This is a genomic window from Frankia sp. BMG5.60, assembly GCF_059428125.1.
This window is the reverse complement of the sequence record NZ_CM182091.1, coordinates 3881399-3901248: the sequence shown is the minus strand read 5'-3', so window position 1 is coordinate 3901248 and position 19850 is coordinate 3881399. Positions and strand designations below refer to the sequence as shown.

The following is a 19850-nucleotide window of genomic DNA, read 5'->3' as shown; positions in this document are numbered from 1 at the left end:
CGCCCCCCCGCCCCGGCGCCCGCGACAGGCCGCAATAGGTGCTGTCATTGCAGGTCAGAGGGGTGCGTGCGGCGAGGCCGCCGGGCCGGCGGTCACAAAGCTGTAAGGAAACAGACGCGCAGACGCGCAGACGCGCACCGGGCGCCGGCCTGACCGGGCGGTCGACCGTGGTCCGGGTCACCGCCGCGGCGCGGGGAGGCGACGACGTCGGCGGTCGGGCCGGGTGCCCGACCCGACCGGAACGGCCGATCTGCGAGGCTGGTCGGGTGTCGAATCCCAGCCGCGCCCCGCGCCTCGCGGCCGGCCGGGCCCGCGCCCTCGGGGTACCCACCCGGGGTACCACGGCGCCGAACCGGCTGCGGCGGGTCGACCGCTGGCTGCTCGACGCCGCCGGCCCCCTGCTGCGAGGCAGCGCGGACCCGCTTGTCGTCGATCTCGGCTTCGGCGCGTCGCCGGTCACCACCGTCGAACTCCACCGGCGGCTGCGGACGGCCTGCCCGCGGGTGCGCGTCGTCGGCCTCGAACTCGACCCGCAGCGGGTGGCGGAAGCGGCGGATGCTGCCCGGCCGCCCGGCCTGACCTTCGCCCGCGGCGGGTTCGAGCTGCCACCCGCGGCCGAACGACCCGTCGTGGTCCGCGCCCTGAACGTGCTGCGCCAGTACCCCGAACCGGCCGTCGCCGGCGCCTGGGCGACGATGACGGCGCGGCTGGCCCCCGGCGGCCTGCTCGTCGAGGGGACCTGCGACGAGATCGGCCGACGGGCCTGCTGGTTCTGCCTGCCGGCCCCGGGCAGGGCGCCGGGCTGGCTCGCCGCCGGGCGGGTCGCCGCCCGGCCGACCCTGACGCTCTCGGCCCACCTGCCGAGCCTCGGCCGCCCCTCCGAGCTCGCCGAGCGGCTGCCCAAGGCGCTGATCGAACACAACGTGCCCGGTCACGACGTCCACCGCCTGCTCGCGGCGCTCGATCGGGCCTGGGAACGGGCCGCGCCACGGGCGGTGTTCTCGCCGCGGCAGCGCTGGATCGCCGCGGCGGGCGAGCTACGGGCGCAGGGCTGGCCGGTGCGCGGCGACGCTCGGCGCTGGCGGCTGGGCGAGCTCACCGTCGACTGGCCACCGCCAGCGCCGCGCTGAACGCGCGGTACGCCCGATCGTCGAACAGCACGAAGCGCGCCTGCGCGACCCGGGTGTCCGCCGCGAGGACCGCGGTCACCGCCAGGCGGGCGGCGTCGTCCAACGGCCAGCCGTACACCCCGGCGCTGACGGCGGGGAAGGCGACACTGGCCGCGCCGAGCTCGTCGGCGACCGCCAGCGCCCGCGTGTAGGCGGACCGCAGCAGCGCCGAACGGTCCTCGGCCGGGTCGTACACCGGGCCGACGACGTGGATGACGTGCCGGGCGGCCAGCCGGCCGGCCGTCGTCGCCACCGCCTCACCGGTCGGCAGCCCCCGCGGCAGGGAGGTCGTGCGCAGCCGCTCGCAGGCGGCGCGGATCTCCGGGCCGCCGGCGGCGTGGATCGCGCCGTCGACGCCCCCACCGCCGAGCAGTCCGCTGTTGGCGGCGTTGACGATCGCGTCGGCCTCGATGAGCGTGATGTCGCCCTGCTGCAGGGTCACGTGCACCATGCCGCCGAGTCTCCCCGACGCGGAGCCGGTGTACCCGTCCGCGCCGGGGGATCGCGCCGGGGGCCGCTCGTCGGGACGGCCGTGGCCGGCCTCGGGTGCCTCCGCGGTGGGACCGCAGCGCCATGGGAGCATCGCCGGATCCGCCCGACGAGGGATCGGAGGGGCCCACACGGAGTGGCGCGTTTGCGGGTGGACGGGGACTGCGATCCGATGGAAGATGTCCGGTCTCGCAGCGGGGCCGGGTGGCGCAGGAGAGGAAGCCGGAGGGCTGGAAGGGATGGCGGCGATGGCGGAGCAGCTCGTGGTTCTCGGGTTCGACAGCGTGGAGCAGGCGCGGCAGGCCTGGTCACACGGCCGCCGACTACGCCGGGACAAGCGGCTCGATCTGGCCGACGGCACGCTGGTCTGGCGGGATGAGCGCGGCCGCGTCACGATCCGCCGCGTGGCCAACCCGGCCCGGACCGCCGCTCTCGGCGGGGCCCTGTGCGGAGGGGTGATCGGAATGGTGTTCCTCGCCCCGTTCGTCGGCCTCGGCATCGGGGCGGGCGCCGGGGCGCTCGCCAGCCGGTTCAGCGGGCCGGGCGTGGACGACGATCTGGTCCGGCGCATCGCCGGGCACCTGCAGCCGGGCCGGGCCGCGATCTTCGCCCTGGTGCGCCGCTCGGCGGTCGACGAGGTCACCGACGCGCTGCGTCCCCACCATCCGGTCGTCATCATGACGACCCTGCCCCCGCAGCGGGAGCACCGGCTGGCCCGGGCGTTGGGCCGCCGGCCCGCGCCTGCTGCCTGACGGCCCCCGTAACAGGGCCGGCCGCGGCACGGCGGCCGGACGTGGCTGGGCCGCCGCGCCGACGGTCGCCACCACCGGGGGCGGGGGGCCGGTCGCGGCGGGCGCGGTGGCCGCCCGCCGCCGTCCTGGGCGTCAGGAACCGGCGGGCCGGCGAGTCGGCGCGATCTTGTCGAGCACCGCGAGGTCGTCCGGGCGGGGCTGCCACTGGCCGGCCGCGGCGTTCGCCCGCACCTGGACCGCGCTCGTCGCGCCGGCGATGACCGAGGCGACGCCGGGCTGCGCGGCCAGTCCGCCGATCGCCACGTCGAGCAGGGAACGGTCCCGCTCCCGGGCGAAGGTCTCCAGCACCTCGATGCGGTCGAAGACCTCGTCGGTCAGCTCGTCCTGCCGCCCGGCGAGCCGGGTCCCGGGCGCCGGCGCCTCGTCGCGCTGGTACTTGCCGGTGAGCAGCCCGTTGGCGAGCGGGAAGTAGGGGAGGACGCCGATGCCGTACTTCAGCGTGGCCGGCACCAGTTCCGCCTCGACGCCGCGCTCGAGCAGGCTGTAATGGTTCTGGGCGGAGATGAACCGGGTGGCGCCGGAGGCCCGCGCGGTCCACTCTGCGTCGGCGACCTGCCAGGCGTCGAGGTTGCAGGCGCCGATGTAGCGGATCTTGCCCTCCTTGAGGATCTCGTCGAGCGCCTCGAGCGTCTCCTCGATCGGGGTGAAGGCATCCAGCTTGTGGAGCTGGTACAGGTCGATGTAGTCCGTCTGCAGCCGGCTCAGCGAGCCCTCGACGGCCTTGCGGATGTACCGCCGCGATGCCCGGGCGCTGAAGTCCTGGCCGTACATGCCGCCCATGTCGCTGCCGAATTTCGTGGCAAGGACGACGTCATCACGGCGGCCCCGTAGAACGTGCCCGAGCAGAGTCTCCGAACCACCCTTGTTCCCGTAGGTGTCGGCGGTGTCGAAGAAAGTGATCCCGGCATCGAGCGCGGCATCGACGACCGCGCGGGTGCCGGACAGGTCGACGCGTGAGCCGAAATTGTTACATCCCAGACCGACGACTGACACGAGCAGTCCGGACGATCCCAGCGGGCGATAGCGCATGTACTCAATACAACACATCGGAGTGCCGCCCGCGGACACCAGGTCCGCGGGCGGCGGTCGACCTGTGCACACCGGTGGTCGTCCATAGCGCGTCCGATGTGTGCTGGTTTGCCGGGTGTTACTTCTCCGGAGCGGCGTCGACCACCGCGCGGCCGACCGCCTCCGCCGCCCGGCGGGTCGACGTGCGCGCCGCGCGGGTCTGGCTGACCGCGGTCCTCGTACGGTGCTCGGCCTCCGCGGTGGACGGGCTGCGCCGGATGCTCGCCACCCGGCGTTCCCCGCGCGACGCGAAGGTGTTGTAGAGCTGGGTGGCACGGTCCTGCAGGTCCGAGATCTGGGAGGTCACGGTGGCCGGCAGCGCGCGAACCGCGGTTCCCACCTGGGTGGGGACCCGGGCGGCCTGCACGGGCAGCGACCCGACCCGGTCGGAGAGCCGGCGGACCTCGCTGCTCGTCGTCGTGGGCAGGGCGAGCAGCTTCGCGACGGCGAGGTCGGCGGCCCCCACCGAGGCGTAGATCGGCTTGCGGACCTCCGCCAGCGGAACCCTGACCTCGGCCTTCACCTCGGCCTGGTCGCCGCGGGTCTGGGCGGTGGCGCGGGCGCTGGGGCGGGCGGCGGACTGGTTGGCCGGGCGGCTCGCGGTGCGGGATGTCGTGCGCGTGGTGGCCATGGTGTCTCCCTCGGGTCGAGGATCTGTTGTCGTCGTGTAGGTGATTCCTGGGGTTTCGGCCGTCGCTCCGGGTGCGCTCCGGTGGCGGCTGTCGGGTCAGGGTGGTGCGGTCGACGTTGTGTCGTGGCGACGGTTCGGCCGGCCTGGTCGCGGCCGGGCGGACCGGTGCCGGTGTGGCGCTCCCCTCCGGCTGCGGGGCGGACGCCCGGGGGCAGGTATGGCGCCGGTCCCACCGCCGGACCCGTCGTGTCCGGCCCTGGGGGTGCCGTTCGAGCCGTCGGTGCCGTTCTAGCTGCTGGTGCCGTTCTAGCTGCTGGTGCCGTCCGAGCCGCTGGTGGCGTTCGCGCCGGTGCGGGCGTCGGGACCAGCGGTGGTGTCGGAACCGGGAGTGGTGTCGGGGCCAGTGGTGGTGTCGGGGCCGGGGGCGTCTGGCGGGGTGGCGGTGCGGCGAGGTGAACGGGTGGTGGCTGCGGTCGGCGAGGTGCCGCCGGCCGACCTGGTCCGCCCGGTCCCCGCCGAGCCGCCGCGGGTGGTCGTCGTCGCCCGCTTGGGGCTACGGCGCTTCGGCGCTTCCGGGGTGGCCGGTTGCGCCGCCGCATCGTCGGCCGGCACCGCCGCGCCCAGGGCGTCCTGCGCCGCCTCGGCGGCGGCGCGACGACTGGTGGGCCGCCGCCGGGCGGGACCCGCGGTGCGGGTCTTCGCCGCCGCGGTCACTCTCGCGCCGCCGACGGCGTCGCCACCGGCAACGGCCGCGTCGCCTGCTTCGCCGCCGGCACTCGCATCCACGCCGGTGCCGTCAGCCGCAGCGGTGCCCTCATCCGCTCCGACGCCGTCATCCACACCGGCACCCGCACCGGTGCCGCCGCCCACGGCCGGGCCGCCGGCCGCCGCGCCGGCTCGGGCGGCGACGGCGTTCTCCGTGCAGAACGCCTCGTAGATGTCGAGCACCACCTGCTTCTGCCGCTCGGAAAGAGAATCGTCCGCGAGGATCGCCGCCATGACGTCCTCGCCGCCATGCCGTTCCTCCAGAATTCCGGCCTGGACGTAGAGCACCTCGGCAGAGATGCGCAGCGCCTTGGCGATCTGCTGGAGAATCTCCGCGGACGGTCGGCGCAGACCTCGCTCGATCTGGCTGAGGTAAGGGTTGCTCACCCCCGCCTGCTTGGCGAGTTGACGAAGGGAGATCTGCGCGGCGCGCCGCTGATCCCGGATGAAATCGCCGAGGTCGCGCACATTCAGGGCCGCCACCGGGTCACACGCCTCCTTCGTCGGACGGGTCGGGCGGCGCCCGACCGCTGCGGGCATCCCGCGCCGAGGACGCCGCCGACGGTGATCGGCGCTCGGCCACCGGGACGGGGAGCCCGGCACAACGCAACGTCAACGCGATCGACGATACGTCCGAGTGCTAACTCTGGCAAGCGCGCGAGTTAGCACCTTTGGGGCGCTCCGTCCGGCGGGCGCCGGATATCCGCAGGCCCGGGCGGGCGACCGGTGAACGGGCGGCGATCGCCCACGACCGCCGCGACCCCGGGGACCGCCGCGACCGCCTCAGGCCTGGCTGGGATGGTCCCGGGGCGGTCAGTTCTCGGCCTGGGCCAGCCACGCGCGCTGGGTGGCCAGCGCAGCCTCGGTCTCGGCGATCTCCTTGGTGCGCCCGGCGGCCTGGGCGCGGGCGAGTTTGGCCTCCAGCTTGGCGACGGACTCTCGCAGCCTGGTCACGAAGGGCGAGGCGGCGATGGAACGTTGCGCCCACCGGGCGTCCGCGGCCTCGCGCAGCTTGTCGCCGATCGCCGCCATCTGGCGTTCGAGCGTGCCGGCCGATTCGCGGGGAACCCGGCCGATCTCGTCCCACCGGTCCTGCAGCTCGCGCAGGCGCCGCAGCGAGCGCTCGGTGTCGGCCGGGTCGAGCGCGGTCGCCTCGGCCAGCACCTTCTCCTTCTGGACCTGGTTGTCCCGCAGCTCCGCGTCCCGCTCGGCGTTCGCGGCGTTGCGCCGGCTGAAGAAGACGTCCTGCACCTCGCGGAACCGGTTCCACAGCGCGTCGTCGACGTCCTTGGCCGCTCGCCCCGCCGCCTTCCAGTCGGCGAGCAGGGCCCGGTAGCGGGCGGTCGTACCGGCCCAGTCGGAGGAGTCGACCAGCGCCTCCGCCTCGGCGATGATCGCCTCCTTCCGCTCCCGCGAGCGGGCCCGCTGGGTGTCCAGGGCGGCGAAGTGCGCGGTGCGCCGGCGGGTGAACTCCTCGCGGGCTCCGGTGATGCGCCGCCACAACGCCGAGTCGGTGCGCTTGTCGAGGGAGCCGACGGCCCGGAACTCCTCGGCGAGGGTGCGGAACCGCTCGCCGGCGGTCTTCCACTCCGAGCTGCGACCGAGCCTTTCGGCCTCGGCGACCAGCTCCTCCTTGGCCGCGGCGATCCGGGCGGTCCGCTCGGCCCGCTCGGCGGCGAGCACGGTGCGCCGTTCCTCGGTGCCCGCGAGGACGGTCTCGAGCCGGGCGCGCAGGGCGTCGAGATCACCGACGACGGCGGCGGAGTCGAGGGAGTCGAGCAGCCGGCGGGCGCTGCCGGCGATCCCGCCCGGATCGACCCCGCTGAGGGTCAGCCGCCGTTCCAACAGCACGACCTCGGCACTCAGATCGTCGTAACGGCGCTCGAAGTGGGCCAGGCCCTCGCTGGGGCTCCCGGCCCGCCACGATCCGACGGCGCGCTCACCGCTCGCCGTGCGAACGAAGACGGTGCCGTCGTCGGCGACGCGCCCCCAGGGGGACGCTTGGCCGGATTCGCTGCGGTCACTCATCGTGTTCCCGAAGATCGACTGACGTTTCCTGTCATTCTTGCAGGCGTCGGCCGCGGAGGGGACGGCCGCCACGTATCCGGACACCATGAATCGGTGCCCGGACCGCCGCGGCGCGCTGGGATCCGGCTCGTGGGCCGCCGATTCCCGCTGGTGGCGTCGGGCCACGAGCCCACCAGCCGGCCGTCCGCGGCCCCGGCCGGGCGGCTCGCCACCCGGAGGGTCACAGGAAGGCACTGGTTGTTCATGCGGTGGCCCGACCCCGGTCTAGGCATCCCGCCATGGGTGGGGCCAAGATGCGTAACCGTGATGAGTGGGGTGCATGGATGACTGGGGTGGTTGGTGGCCGGATGGGCTGGCGAGTTGGCGCGTTGTTGGCCCCCGCCTTCGTCGGGCTCGGCGTGTTCGTCATCGGGCCCGCCCTGGTCTCGGCCTTCATCGCGGGGACCGACAAGACGCTGACCGGTCCGCATTTCGGTTGGGTGGGCACGGCGAACGCCCGCACCGCCTTCTCCGACGGCGACCTCGGCGGGGCCGTGCGCAACACCCTCGTGTACTGCCTCATCACGGTCATCCCCGCCGTCGCGATCGGGCTTGCGCTGGCGCTGGCCGCGGAGCGGGTGGCCCACGGCCGCGCCCTGGTGCGCTTCGCGTTGTTCCTGCCGGTCAGCGCGAACATCGTCGCGATGGCGGTGGTGTTCGCGTACATGTTCGACAGCAGTCCCGACGGGTTCGCGAACACGGTGGTCGGTCTGTTCGGGGTGGCGCCGGTCGACTGGCTCGGCGACACCTCGACCGCCCTGCCGGTGGTCGCCCTCGTCGGGGGCTGGCGGCTGACCAGCTTCGTGTTCATCGTCTACCTGGCCGGCCTGACCGCCATCCCGCGCTCGGTCTATGAGGCGGCCGACGTCGACGGCATCCGCGGGTTCGCCCGGCTGCGCCACATCACCCTGCCGCTGCTGGCGCCCACCACGGTCTTCCTGGGCGTCTTCGTGACGATCCTGACGCTGCAGACCTTCGAGACGGTCGCCGTCCTCACCAAGGGCGGCCCCCTGCATTCGAGTACCACCATCATTTACTACATTTACGAGGTCGGTTTCACCGGATCGTTCCGCATCGGATACGCCTCGATGATCGCTCTGTTGCTGCTCGTCGTCATCGTGGCGCTCGGCGCCGGCGGAGCGCTGCTCGGGCGGCGCATCCGGCGGGCGCGGGAGGCTGCCGCGTGAGCACCGGGACCAGCAGCGACGCTCCGGTCGGCCCATCCGGCCCATCCGGCTCACCTGCGCCGGCTGGTCGCCGCGGCCTGGCCGCCCCCACGCCGACGGCGGCCCGCGCGGCGCGCCCGCGTCGTCGGCTGCCGGGCGCCGCGACGCTCGCGCGCCTCGCCCTGCTCACCGTCGGAATCGTGGTCGCGGTCCTGCCGTTCGCCTGGATGCTGCGAACCGCGATCGGACCTCCGCAGACCGCCCTCGCGCTGGACTCCAACCCCATCCCGTCGCGGGTGCAGTTCCACTCGTTCGACCAGGCCTGGCACGCCGGCGACCTCGGACCCGCGCTGCTCACCGGGGTCGCGGTCAGCCTCGCGATCCTCGCGCTCCAGCTCGCCACCGCCGTCCCCGCCGCCTACGCCTTCGCCTGCCTGCGCTTCCGCGGGCGCACCGCCCTGTTCGCCGTGGTGCTGGCCACGCTGCTGGTTCCCGCTCAGGTCACCGCGGTGCCGAACTACGTGACCATCTCCGCGCTGGGCTTCGCCGACACCCGCGTCGGCCTGGTGCTGCCGTTCATGACCCACGCTGGCATGATCTTCATGCTCCGCCAGTACATGAGCACCATCCCCGCCTCGGTTCTCGACGCCGCGCGGATGGACGGGTTGGGCACCTGGCGGACGCTACGCTCGATCATCGTGCCGCTCGCGGCACCGGCGATCGCCTCGGTGTCCGTGTTCAGCTTCCTGCTCTCCTACAACGAGTACCTGTGGCCGCTGCTGGTCGCCCGGTCACCCGGCATCGCCACCCCGCCGCTCGCGCTCGCCCGTCTGCTGACGGATTCCTCGTCGATCATCCCCGATTTCGCCGAGCTCGCCGCCGCAGCGCTGATCATCAGCCTGCCGTCGCTGGCCGTCTTCGTCGTCGCCCAACGCCGTCTCGCCGCCGGGATCACCGGCACGGGCGCCGGTGCCTGAGAGGAACATCGCGTGATCCGCATCCGCCGCTTGCTGCCCCTGTCCATGGCGGTCACCATGCTCACGTTGACGGCGTGCGGCGGGGGTGGTGACTCCGGCCCGGCGAACCCGGCCGAGAGCCTGCGTCCCACCGCGCGTTCCGCCGCCGCCGGCGTCGACAACGTGGCCGGCGCGACGGCGTCTCCGGAATGCGCCGCCAAGGTGAAGACCCTGCGGATGGCCGCCGTCGGCACCCTCAACGACGTGGCGAAGTCGGGCAAGGCGTACATGGAGAAGGCCCATCCCGGCCTCACCGTGGACCTGAACGCCACCGCCCCCGACTACACCGCGCTCGTCCAGCAGATCAGCGCCGACCGGTCGGCGGGCCGCTCCGTCGACGTCGCGGTCGCCGGCTTCGACCTGCTGCCGGTCTTCGCCCGCGAGCTCGGCGCCCAGGAGCTCTCCCCGCGCCTGCTGCGCGCCTCCTACGACCAGCGCCTGCTTGGCCTCGGCACCGTCGGCGGGAAGCAGATCGGGATCCCGCAGCAGGTCTCCTCGCTCGCCCTGGTCTACAACCTCGACGTCCTGACCAAGGCCGGCGTCGACCCCGCCACCCTCGCCACCACCGCCGGGGTGCTCGCCGCCGCGGACAAGATCAAGGCGTCCGGGCAGAACGTCCAGCCGATCGACCTGCCGACCGGTCAGCAGTTCGGGCAGTGGATCCTCAACACGCTGGCCAGCTCCAAGGGCACCCCGATCCAGGACGCGGCCGGCCGCCCGGCGCTGACCACCCCGGCGGCGAGCGAGGCCGCGGCGTTCCTGGCGAAGGTCGGCACCTACGGCCCGCAGTCCGCCGATCCGACCCAGCAGGGGCTGCTGCGTTTCGGCATCCGCAAGCAGACCGCGATGACCGCCGTGTCGGTCGCCTCGCTCGCCGGCGGGCTGAAGTTCATCGCCGGACAGGGGGCGAACGGTTTCCGGGCCGGCGCGATCCCGTTCCCGACCCTGCCCGGCGGCACCCAGCACCCGATCGCCGGCGGGAACGCGCTGACCGTCCTGGCCACCGACCGGTGCCAACGGGAGATGGCGACCGAGCTGGTCGTCTCCCTGCTGTCCCCGGACGTCGTCGCGGCGAGCACCGAGGCGCTCAGCTACATCCCGGTGGACACCCAGGCCACCAGCCAGCTCGGCTCGTTCTACGACACCTACCCGCCGCTCAAGCCGTTCCTCGCGCTCACCGGTTCGCTGGTCAAGGCGCCGGTGTGGGGCGGGGCCCGCGGCGGCGAGCTGCCGACCGCGCTGTCCGACCAGGTGGTGCGCATCTTCAAGGGCGAGGATCCGGCGAAGACGCTGGCCGCGGCGCAGGCCGAGGCCGTGGAGCTGACCCGTTGAGCGCCCCGGCGGCCGCCCGGCCCGTTCCCCCGCTCGGGATGATCACCGGCGTGCCGATCGAGTTCGACCGGATCAGCCGCTCGTTCGGCTCCGTGCACGCGCTGCACGAGGTCTCGCTCGCGGTCGCGCCCGGGGAGATCGTCGCGTTGCTCGGGCCGTCCGGCTCGGGAAAGTCGACGCTGCTGCGGATCTGCGCCGGCCTGGACGAGCCGACCACCGGCGACCTGCGCTTCGACGGGACCAGCCAGCTCGGCCTCCCGCCGCACCGCCGGGACGTCTCCATGGTGTTCCAGCACTTCGCGCTCTACCCGCACAAGTCCGCGCTGGACAACCTGACGCTCGCCCTGCGCCACGGCCGCGGCCTGCCGAAGGCGGCCGCCGTGGCGAGGGCCCGGGAGACGCTCGCCATGCTCGGCATCGCCGACCTCGCCGGCCGTCGTCCCGCGCAGATGTCCGGCGGCCAGCGCCAGCGGGTCGCGATCGGCCGGGCGCTGGCCACCAGGGCCCGCGTCATCCTCCTCGACGAGCCCATGTCCGGCCTCGACGCCCAGCTCCGGGTCGAACTGCGGGTCGAGATCGTCGGCCTGCTGCGCAGCCTGGGCACCACCGCGCTGTTCGTCACCCATGACCAGGCCGAGGCGATGGCCGTGGGGGATCGCGTCGCGGTCCTCGGCGAGGGCCGCCTGCAGCAGATCGGCACCCCGGACGAGATCTACGACCGGCCCGCCACCCGCTTCGTCGCCGCCTTCGTCGGCAGCCCGCCGATGAACGTCTGGGACGGCCACTGGCACGACGGCCGCCTGCGCGCCGACGGCTTCGATGTGCCGGCGCCCGCGGGCGCGGCGGCCTTCGGAGTTCGGCCCGAGCACCTCGCCCTCGACACCCTCGATGTCGACACCCTGGACGTCGACACCCTGGACGTCGACACCCTCGACGTCGACGTTCTCGGCGTCCCCGGGCAACCCGGGCGCCTCGGTGGGGCGCGCGGGGCGGGCGGTTCTGATGAGCTGCGGCTGTCGGGCGAGGTCGTCGTCTCGGAGCGGCTCGGGGCGGAGCGGACCGTCCACGTCCGCACGGGCGCCGGCGTGCTCGCCGTCCGCGTGAATGCCGCCCTCCTCCTGACTCCCGGTGCCCCCGTGGTGCTCCGGGCCCCGACGTCGGCGCTCACCTTCTTCGCGCCCGGCGGCGACCGCCTCGACCATTCCTGACTGCTGCTTCTGGCTGCTGTCTGCTTCAGGGACTGCCGTCTGCTTCTGCTTCTGGAACTGCTGTCTGCTTCTGGAACTGCCGTCGCTCCTGACCACGGCCGCCTGATCCCGCGCCGTTACGGGAAGACCTCGACGTCCGCGACAGGGACGATCCGCCGTCGCCGCCATGCGCAGTGCGGCCCGCGAGGTGGCCCGGGGAGAGCCTGCCGGCGTTTCCGCGGGAGCGAAAGACGCCCCGACTCGGAATCGCCGTCATCGAACAATTGTATTGCGATTGATCCGGATTCTGGTCGCAGGTGGCGGCGTTTCTGAAAATAGGTGACGGCGGGCGGCACCATGTGCTTTGCTGTCTGTCAAACGCCCATCGCGCGGATGGTGTCCGACCGGGTCCTGGTCCTCGGATTCCGTATGGTAATTATCGGGAAAGGCGCATATGACCAGGATGCGTCGAGTGCGCCGTCCATGCCTGTATCGGCCGGGCGGCGCCCCAGGTCGCGGCCGCGCGACCGCATCGTTCGAGAACTGGACATTACGCCCGGATACCCGGGCAGTTCCGGCGACATCCGTGCAATCAAGGCCGCCAGTGGTCCGGCCGTGACCTCTGTGCACGCATCGCACCGGGGTCATCACTATGGACACCAAGATGTCGCGACATAGCGTCAGTGGGCGCTCACAGAATTGATCCAGGAGTTCCGACTCGAGGAGATCGTCGATGCTGACGGATAACGCGCACGCCTGCACTCATCCGCTCGCATTCGTCCGCGCGCAGCGTGGTTGGTCCTACCAGCGACTGGCCCGTGTGGTGGCCCGTCGCGCCCGTGACCTCGGAGTGGCGAACATGGCCGCCGAGCGCCAGAAGGTCTGGCGCTGGGAGCACCGCGGTGTCGTCCCGGACCGGGTCTCCCAGCTCGCCCTCGCCGCCGAACTCGGCGTCCCGAACGACCGGCTGGAGTCGCATCCGTGGCCGGCCTGGCTGCCGACCGGCGACGCCGTGCGCACCGAGTACCCGTGGACGCCGGCCGGCGGCATCACGTCGATCATGGACGTCGTCGAGGACGCCCTCTCCGACCGGCGTGGTTTCCTGACGATCACCGGGGTCGGCGTCGCGGAGCTTGCGACGCAGTGGCTCGGCCTTGAGCCCAGCCGGCTGTCCGCCGCGCTGAACGGCGGACGGGTCGACGATCAGATCGTGAACCGGATCGAACACAACATCCCCGGCCTGCGGGTGATGGACGAGCGCCTCGGCGGCGAGAGCGTCCGGCGCCTGGTCGACGCGGAGCTCGGGGTGGTGGCGGACCTGCTGGTCCGCGGGTCCTACACCGAGCAGGTCGGCCGCCACCTGCACGTGGTCGCGGCCGAGCTCGCCCGGTTCGCCGGCTGGGTCTCCTTCGACGCCGGCTTCCAGACCGCCGCCCAGCGCTACTGGATCACCGCGCTGCACTCCGCGCACGCCGGTGGCGACCGGATGCTCGGCGCGAACGTGCTGAAGAACATGTCGTTGCAGTGCGTCGACTTCGCCCGCCCACGGGAGGCGGTGGATCTCGCGGAGGCCGCCGTGACCAGCATCGGGGGGGCCAGCGGTCGGGTCGGCGCCATGCTGCACATGCGTCGCGCCCGCGCCCACGCGGCGCTCGGCGAGGCCAGCGCGTGCGCGGAGGCGCTGGCCCGTTCGGAGGAGGCGATGGACGCCGCCCGGCCCGAGGACCCGGCCTGGGCCGACTACTTCGACGAGGGCGAGTACCAGGCCCAGATCGGCAGTTGCTACATCGATCTCGGCCATCTCGCGCAGGCAGACCGGTGGCTGGAGAGATCCCTGACGATCCTGCCGACCTCGCGGGCCCGGGACAGGGCGACTTACCTGCTGCGCCGGGCCGCCGTCCAGATCGACCTGGGCAACGTCGAGCACGGCTGCGCGCTGACCCGGGAGGCGATGCCGATGCTGGAGGCGACGCGCTCCAAGCGCAACGCCCGCCGGGCCGACGAGCTGCGGCGCCGGTTGCGCCGGCACAGCACCGACCCGGAGGCGCACGAACTCGATCAGGCCCTTTCCCGCGCCTTTTGAGCGGGACCCCTCGGGATCGTCAGGAGGAGCGCAGCAGCCGGCCCGCCGGGCGCTTCGGCGCGGCCGCCGCGTTGCCGTCATCGTCGTCCGGGTCGATCGCGGCGGCGACGGGGGCGCCGTCGGGGTCGGTGACGACGAGGACGGCGCCTGCCGGCACCGAGCGCTTCACGATCGCCAGGGCGATGGGGCCGAGCTCCTCGTGCATCTCGGAGGTGCCGACGAAGCCGACCTCACGCCCGTCGGCCGTCACCGCCGAACCCGGGGCGGCCACCGCGCCGTCGAGGTGGAGCAGGACGAGCCGGCGCGGCGGACGGCCCAGGTTGTGCACCCGCGCCACCGTCTCCTGGCCGCGGTAGCACCCCTTGTCCAGGTGCACCGCGTCGGCGAGCCAGCCCACCTCGTGCGGGATCGTGCGATGGTCGGTCTCCCGGCCCAGCCGCGGTCGGCGGGCGGCGATCCGCATGGCGTCGAAGGCGGACAGCCCGGCGGGCACCGCGCCGGCCGCGAGCAGCCGTTGCGCCGTCGCCGCGAGCGCCGCCCGGTCGACGAGCAGATCGACGCCGTACGCCATCCGGCGCACCAGCGTGCCGTCCGCGGCTCGGGCCACCGGGTAGGGACCGGTGACCGGCGCGCCGGTGGGCTCGAGGGCGAGCGGCTCGGGCAGGTCCAGGTCGGCACCGCCGAGGGCCGCGGCGACGGTGGGCACCGCGGCCGGCCCGACCACGCTGAGCACCGCCGTCTGCGCGCCGACGTCCACCGGCTCCACCCGGAGCAGGAAGCGCATCGACTCCAGGTAACGCAGCAGCCCGGCGGCCGTGCCGGGTTCGACGTCCACCCAGGTGGCCGTGCCGTCGTCGGCGAGGACGAGATGGTGTTCGACGTGGCCCTGCGGGGACAGCACCAGCGCCTCGCTGCCGCGCAGCGTGCCCAGCCCGGACAGGTGCTGGGAGGTGATGCTGTGCAGCCAGGACAGCCGGTCCGGGCCGCCGATGCGGACGACCTCGCGGTGCGACCGGTCGACGAGGGCGGCGCCGTCCCGCAGCGCGCGCTGCTCGCGCAGCGGATCGCCGTAGTGGGCGGCGACGGTCGCGTCGTCGCCGGCCGCCGGCACCGCGCCGGGCAGGTCGAGCAGCGGGGATCGGGTGGCTGTGGTGCTCGGGGTGGACCCAGCGGTCATACCGTCGAGTCTAGGTCGCCGCCCGGGGCCCCGCGCCGCCGTGCACGGCCCGGCTGGGCCGACGAGATCGCTCGACGAGCGGCCTGACCAGGTTATGCCGGCAGGCCGGCATAACCGGAGTCTCAGCCGACGGCTGCCAGCTTTCCCCGGCCCTAGTAGGACTTTGTTAGGTCTTTGATCGTCTGGTTTGGCTGTTGGGATCTTCGCCTGGTTCGCTGCCTGCTGTGACGCCGGAGGAGATGGAGCAGGTGCGTCCGGTCGTGGAGGAGTTCGCGGCCCGGATGTTCGCGGACCTGCCGCGTAAGGACCAGCGGGCCAAGGGCGAGGCGTATCTGCGTGGGCTGATGCTGGACGGGAAGCGCAAGAGCCTGGTCCCGATGGCCGAGCGCCTCGGGGTGGATCATCAGGGGTTGCAGCAGTTCCTGCGGAACTCGACCTGGGAGCATGGTGAGGTCCGTGCCCGGCTGGCGGGCTGGGCGGTGGACTTCGTGGCCCCGCAGGCGCTGGTCGTCGACGACACCGGTTTCCCGAAGGACGGGCCCGCCTCGCCCGGAGTGGCCCGGATGTACTCCGGGACGTTGGGCAAGGTCGGGAACTGCCAGATCGGGGTGTCCGTGCACGCGGTCACCGACTGGGCGTCGGCGGCGCTGGACTGGCGACTGTTCCTGCCGGCCAGCTGGGACGACACATGCTGCGATGATCCGACCGAGGCCGCGGCGGTCCGCGCTCGCCGGACCCGGGCCGGGATCCCCGCCGACGTCCGGCACCGAGAGAAGTGGCGCCTGGCGTTGGACATGCTCGACGAGTTGGCCGGCTGGGGCGTGCCCGCCCGGCCGGTCGTCGCTGATGCCGGGTACGGCGACGCCGCGCAGTTCCGCCAAGCCCTGACCGACCGGCACCTGGTCTACGTGCTCGGGGTGAGAGCCTGTCACGATTTCCGTGTAAGCCAGAGGTGAATAGCTTGGCCTACGCGTTCACACTATCAGAAAGGTAGGCGTCCGGGGAAGAGGCTGGAGAGCGTGTTGAGCGCGATTTTCCATCCGTGGGTCCCGGTACCGGACTCGCCGCCGCGTTGGCTCGATATGTTGCGGAGCCCGAGGTAGAGTAGCTTCATCGCCGCGTCACGGTCGGGGAAATGCCCGCGGTTCTTCGTGATTTTCCGGAGCTGGAAGTTCATCGACTCGATCGCATTGGTCGTGTACACGATCTTCCGGAGTTCGGGTGGGTAGTCGAGGAACGGAATGAACTCCGGCCAGGCGTGACGCCACACGTCGACCGCGCCGGGGTACTGGACGCCGAAGTTCTTGTCGAACGCGGCCAGGCCAAGTTCCGCGGCTTCCAGGGTCGGCGCCGTGTAGATGTCCTTCATCGCCTTGACGACGGCTTTCCGGTCGCCGTAGGACACGAACCTCATCGCGTTGCGGATCACGTGCACAACGCAGGTCTGCACGACGGTCTCGGGGAAGACCGCGACCGCGGCGTCGGGCAGGCCGGACAGCCCGTCGCAGCACACGATCAGCACGTCGCGCACCCCGCGGTTACGCAGATCGGCCAGGACCTTCTGCCAGAACTTCGCGCCCTCGGTGTCCTTGATCCAACAGCCCAGCGCGTGCTTGCGGCCATCGACGTCGACACCCACGGCCAGGTAGGCGACCTTGGTCGTGACCACCCCGTTGTCCTTGATCCGCAGCCGGATCCCATCGACGTACAGGATCGGGTAGACCTCGTCGAGGGGCCGGGACTGCCAGGCCTTGATCTCGTCGACGACGACCTCGGTGACATTGGAAATCAGCTCCCGGGACGCCTGGACGCCGTACACCTCCCGCAGGTGCGCCTCGATGTCGCGGGTCGTCATGCCCCGCGAGTACAACGACAGGATCGTGTCGTCGAGATTCCCGATCCGCCGGGCCCGTTTCGGCACGATCGTCGGCTCGAAGGAACTGTTCCGGTCACGCGGTACCTCGATCTCGACCGGCCCGTTCCGGGTCGACACCGTCTTCGTGGACTTCCCGTTCCGGGAGTTTCCCGTGCCCTGACCGGCCGGATCACCCACCTCATAGCCGAGATGGTCCGTCATCTCGACCTGCAAGGCCCGTTCGAGGACAGCCTTCGTCATCTGGTTCAACAGGCCATCGACCCCGTCGATCGGTGTTCCGGTCGCTTTCGCGTCCTTCAACAACGTGTCGATCGCCTCCGGCGCGAAAGCCTCGGCGATCCTCTTCGCCGCCGCTTCGTCTTTTGTCCGAAGCGTCGTGCTCTGTGTCATTCGGTGTCCCTTTCCGACCTACCCGATCAAGGTAGATCGATCCTGGTCCACCTCCGGCTTACACAGTCGTCATGACACGCCCCGGGGTGACCCCCACCGCCACCGCGCACCCGGCCTCGGCCGCACCGGTGACCCCGCCGTACTCCGGGACCGGACGCCGCCCGGTCCCGGCCTACCCGGACCCGCCGTCCACCCTGAAGGACCTCGCCCTGGCCGCCGGCCGGGCCGCGCTGCGCACCGTGACCTGGCGGCACGGCACCCACCACAGCGCGAACAACCCGACCGCGGCGATGCGGTCGCGGTTCCTGGCCCTGCGGGTCCGCCCCGCCGGCCGGTCGGTCACCCGCGCCGACGACCGCAGCCTGCCCGAATGCTGGCTGCTGGCCGAATGGCCCCCCGGCAAGACCGAACCCACCGACTACTGGCTCTCGACCCTGCCCGCCGACATCCCCCTGCGCCAACTGGTACGCCTCGCGAAGATCCGCTGGCGGATCGAACACGACTACCGCGAACTCAAGGACGGCCTCGGCCTCGACCACCACGAAGGACGTTCCTTCCTCGGCTGGCACCGCCACGTCACCCTCGTCTCCGTCGCCCAAGCCCTGTGCACCCAGCTACGCCGCACCCCAAAAGCCCCTGCGCCGGCCTGACCCTCTACGGAGTCCTCCGTAGCCTCCAGACCCTGCTCAACGTCTGGACCGGCGCCTGCCGCACCTGCCACCGCCCCTACGACCCGTCACAGGGCAAATCGCCACAACTCCTCGGAGTCACCTAACAAAGTCCTACTAGTAGACCGTCGTCGCTAATGTTTGGGGTATAGGTGGCGGAGTTTGGTGCGGGCGTCGGCGGTGATGAAGTGCCAGTGGACTTGGCGCTGGTCGGCGTTGACGGCTGTCTGCCAGGCGGCGAGTTCGGTGTTGAGGACGTCGAGGTCGTCGATGCGGCGGTCCAGGCACTGGCGGGTCAGTGCGGCCAGTTCGATCTCGGCGATGTTGAGCCAGGAGCCGTGTTTGGGGGTGTGGTGGATCTCGAGTCGTTGTGCGAGTGCGAACGCGGTGTCCGGGTCGAAGGCCTCGTACAGCGAGGCGATGCCGTGGGTGCCCGAGGTTGTCCATGACCAGCACCACCCGCTCGGCGTGGGGGTAGTCGATGGTCAGCAGGTGCTGGACCTGGTGGGCCCAGTCGACCCTGGTGCGGTGGGGTTGGGCGTCGACCCGGCGCCAGCCGGCCAGGGGCTCGACCCAGCAGAAGATCGAGCAGGTCCCGTGCCGGACGTACTCGGAGTCTTCGCGGGCGTCACGACCGGGGACGGCCGGTAGGGGGTCGCGGGCGTGTCCCAGCAGCTGATAGGGCTTCTCGTCCATGCACACCACCGGCACGCCCACGTCGTGGGGGCGGGCGTAGACCGCGAGGACGTCTTCCATCCGGGCGGCGAACTGCGCGTTCGCTTTCGGTGGGATCGTCCAGCACTTCTTCAGATGAGGGCGAAGCTTCGTTTTTTAGCACCCGGCCGATGGTGGAGTGGTCCACCTCCGGCTTACACAGTCGTCATGACACGCCCTGACGTCCATGCCGACGCCGAGTTCGAACCGAAGAGTCCTGTCTCATCCCGCCGCCTGATGTTCTGCGGCTTTCGCCGGCGACGGATCGGCGGCAGTCCGGGTAACCATCGGCAGTCTGCGGTAAACCGGAAACATGACCGAGTAGAGACCATACCCCAGTGACCTGTCCGACGCCCGGTGGAACCTGGTCGAACCCGTACTGGCCGCCTGGCGTGCCGAACGCCACAGCAAAGGCCTGAGCATCGGCCGCCCCCCAGTGCATGATCTACGCAGCATCCTCAATGCCATCCTGTACGTCGACCGGACGGGTATCCCCTGGCGCTACCTTCCCCACGACTACCCGCCCTGGGAGACCGTCTACGGCTACTTCGCCCACTGGCACAACGACGGTGTCCTCGACCAACTCGTCGAGCGGACACGACTCCACGTCCGCACCGATGCAGGCCACGATCCCGAACCCACCGCCTGCGTGATCGACTCCCAGAGCGTCAAGACCGCCCCCACCGTTCCGGCTGCCACCCAGGGCATCGACCCCGGAAAGAAGATCGTCGGACGGAAACGCACCATCATCGTGGACACCCTCGGGCTGCTGCTCACCGTGCTGCTCACCGTGCTGGTCACCGCCGCCGGCACCTCCGACAGCCGGGCCGGTCTCCAGGTACTGACCACCGTTGCCGCCACCCATTCCAGAATCGGCAAAGCCTGGGCTGACAGCGCCTACCGCACCATGGTCATCGAGCACGCCGCCGGGCTGGGCATCGACGTCGACACCGTCCACCGCGACCCCGCAACCACAGGGTTCATTCCTCTTCCACACCGTTGGATTGTGGAACGTACCTTCGGCTGGCTGATGGGCTACCGCCGCCTCGCCCGTGACTACGAAGCCCACCCCACCCGCTCCGAAGCCATGATCAACTTTGCGATGATCGACCTCATGGCCCGCCGCGCCACCGGCGAATCGACCCCAACCTGGCGAGGAACCTGAACCCGAACCAAACAGAACCCGCAGGATCGAACACCCTGTAAGCAACCGTCGGACGAACCTGCCCCGATGGAGGAT

General features: G+C 71.9%; 17 protein-coding genes and 2 pseudogenes. 11 read left to right on the top strand and 8 right to left on the bottom strand.

The window, feature by feature from the left end; all coding sequences use genetic code 11:
• The first annotated feature begins 266 nt into the window (after nucleotides 1–266).
• A complete protein-coding gene (locus AC5R91_RS15805; RefSeq protein WP_495392137.1) occupies nucleotides 267–1130 on the top strand; it encodes a class I SAM-dependent methyltransferase in 864 nt (287 codons plus the stop codon).
• On the opposite strand, the gene AC5R91_RS15800 is transcribed toward AC5R91_RS15805, so the two are convergent.
• Nucleotides 1096–1752 carry an O-acetyl-ADP-ribose deacetylase gene (locus AC5R91_RS15800; RefSeq protein ID WP_495392136.1) on the bottom strand — a complete coding sequence of 219 codons (657 nt, stop codon included), beginning with the start codon at nucleotides 1750–1752 and terminating at the stop codon, nucleotides 1096–1098. The genes AC5R91_RS15805 and AC5R91_RS15800 overlap by 35 nt on opposite strands.
• Before the next feature lie 154 nt (nucleotides 1753–1906).
• Between AC5R91_RS15800 and AC5R91_RS15795 the strand changes: the two genes are divergently transcribed.
• A complete protein-coding gene (locus tag AC5R91_RS15795; RefSeq protein ID WP_495392135.1) occupies nucleotides 1907–2410 on the top strand; it encodes a DUF1269 domain-containing protein in 504 nt (167 codons plus the stop codon).
• Between the two features lie 132 nt (nucleotides 2411–2542).
• Here the strand turns inward: AC5R91_RS15795 and AC5R91_RS15790 are convergent, their stop codons facing one another.
• The 4 genes from AC5R91_RS15790 to AC5R91_RS15775 all read right to left on the bottom strand — a co-directional run bounded on the left by AC5R91_RS15790 (nucleotide 2543) and on the right by AC5R91_RS15775 (nucleotide 6962).
• Nucleotides 2543–3499, bottom strand: a complete 957-nt coding sequence (locus AC5R91_RS15790) for an aldo/keto reductase (RefSeq protein ID WP_495392134.1) — start codon at nucleotides 3497–3499, stop codon at nucleotides 2543–2545.
• Between the two features lie 118 nt (nucleotides 3500–3617).
• The gene (locus AC5R91_RS15785) at nucleotides 3618–4169 is read right to left on the bottom strand and encodes a hypothetical protein (protein ID WP_495392133.1); all 552 of its coding nucleotides are present in this window, start codon (nucleotides 4167–4169) and stop codon (nucleotides 3618–3620) included.
• A 306-nt stretch (nucleotides 4170–4475) separates the two neighbouring features.
• Nucleotides 4476–5417, bottom strand: coding sequence for a helix-turn-helix domain-containing protein (locus tag AC5R91_RS15780; protein ID WP_495397871.1), 942 nt, complete (start codon nucleotides 5415–5417; stop codon nucleotides 4476–4478).
• Nucleotides 5418–5747: 330 nt separating this feature from the next.
• Nucleotides 5748–6962: a DUF349 domain-containing protein gene (locus tag AC5R91_RS15775; RefSeq protein WP_495397870.1), complete on the bottom strand. Its 1215-nt coding sequence runs from the start codon at nucleotides 6960–6962 to the stop codon at nucleotides 5748–5750.
• A gap of 323 nt (nucleotides 6963–7285) precedes the next feature.
• Between AC5R91_RS15775 and AC5R91_RS15770 the strand changes: the two genes are divergently transcribed.
• The 5 genes from AC5R91_RS15770 (at nucleotide 7286) to AC5R91_RS15750 (ending at nucleotide 13785) form a co-directional block, all read left to right on the top strand.
• On the top strand, nucleotides 7286–8188 hold the full coding sequence (locus AC5R91_RS15770) for a carbohydrate ABC transporter permease (RefSeq protein ID WP_495397869.1): 903 nt from the start codon (nucleotides 7286–7288) through the stop codon (nucleotides 8186–8188).
• On the top strand, nucleotides 8185–9144 hold the full coding sequence (locus tag AC5R91_RS15765; RefSeq protein WP_495397868.1) for a carbohydrate ABC transporter permease: 960 nt from the start codon (nucleotides 8185–8187) through the stop codon (nucleotides 9142–9144). Before AC5R91_RS15770 ends, AC5R91_RS15765 begins: the two co-directional genes overlap by 4 nt.
• A 12-nt stretch (nucleotides 9145–9156) precedes the next feature.
• On the top strand, nucleotides 9157–10515 hold the full coding sequence (locus AC5R91_RS15760; protein WP_495397867.1) for an extracellular solute-binding protein: 1359 nt from the start codon (nucleotides 9157–9159) through the stop codon (nucleotides 10513–10515).
• Nucleotides 10512–11723, top strand: a complete 1212-nt coding sequence (locus AC5R91_RS15755) for an ABC transporter ATP-binding protein (protein ID WP_495397866.1) — start codon at nucleotides 10512–10514, stop codon at nucleotides 11721–11723. Before AC5R91_RS15760 ends, AC5R91_RS15755 begins: the two co-directional genes overlap by 4 nt.
• Nucleotides 11724–12435: 712 nt before the next feature.
• A complete protein-coding gene (locus AC5R91_RS15750) occupies nucleotides 12436–13785 on the top strand; it encodes an NsdA family TPR-like regulatory protein (RefSeq protein ID WP_495397865.1) in 1350 nt (449 codons plus the stop codon).
• A 19-nt stretch (nucleotides 13786–13804) separates the two neighbouring features.
• On the opposite strand, the gene ygfZ is transcribed toward AC5R91_RS15750, so the two are convergent.
• Nucleotides 13805–14962, bottom strand: a complete 1158-nt coding sequence (ygfZ, locus tag AC5R91_RS15745) for a CAF17-like 4Fe-4S cluster assembly/insertion protein YgfZ (protein WP_495397864.1) — start codon at nucleotides 14960–14962, stop codon at nucleotides 13805–13807.
• A 239-nt stretch (nucleotides 14963–15201) separates the two neighbouring features.
• Here ygfZ and AC5R91_RS15740 point away from each other — a divergent pair, with 239 nt between their 5' ends.
• Complete coding sequence (locus AC5R91_RS15740; protein WP_495397977.1) at nucleotides 15202–15918, top strand: IS701 family transposase; 717 nt, start codon at nucleotides 15202–15204, stop codon at nucleotides 15916–15918.
• A 26-nt stretch (nucleotides 15919–15944) separates the two neighbouring features.
• On the opposite strand, the gene AC5R91_RS15735 is transcribed toward AC5R91_RS15740, so the two are convergent.
• Nucleotides 15945–17228 (bottom strand): IS256 family transposase, encoded by a 1284-nt coding sequence (locus tag AC5R91_RS15735; protein ID WP_495397863.1) that lies wholly within the window; start codon nucleotides 17226–17228, stop codon nucleotides 15945–15947.
• Between the two features lie 83 nt (nucleotides 17229–17311).
• Here AC5R91_RS15735 and AC5R91_RS15730 point away from each other — a divergent pair.
• Nucleotides 17312–17878 (top strand): annotated as a pseudogene (locus tag AC5R91_RS15730) (transposase); the annotation flags it as partial.
• A gap of 170 nt (nucleotides 17879–18048) precedes the next feature.
• The gene (locus tag AC5R91_RS15725) at nucleotides 18049–18345 is read left to right on the top strand and encodes a hypothetical protein (protein WP_495398113.1); all 297 of its coding nucleotides are present in this window, start codon (nucleotides 18049–18051) and stop codon (nucleotides 18343–18345) included.
• A 43-nt stretch (nucleotides 18346–18388) separates the two neighbouring features.
• Here the strand turns inward: AC5R91_RS15725 and AC5R91_RS15720 are convergent.
• A pseudogene (locus AC5R91_RS15720) lies at nucleotides 18389–18592 on the bottom strand (IS630 family transposase); the annotation flags it as partial.
• A gap of 361 nt (nucleotides 18593–18953) precedes the next feature.
• Between AC5R91_RS15720 and AC5R91_RS15715 the strand changes: the two are divergent.
• Complete coding sequence (locus tag AC5R91_RS15715; protein WP_495397976.1) at nucleotides 18954–19775, top strand: IS5 family transposase; 822 nt, start codon at nucleotides 18954–18956, stop codon at nucleotides 19773–19775.
• Nucleotides 19776–19850: the final 75 nt, after the last annotated feature.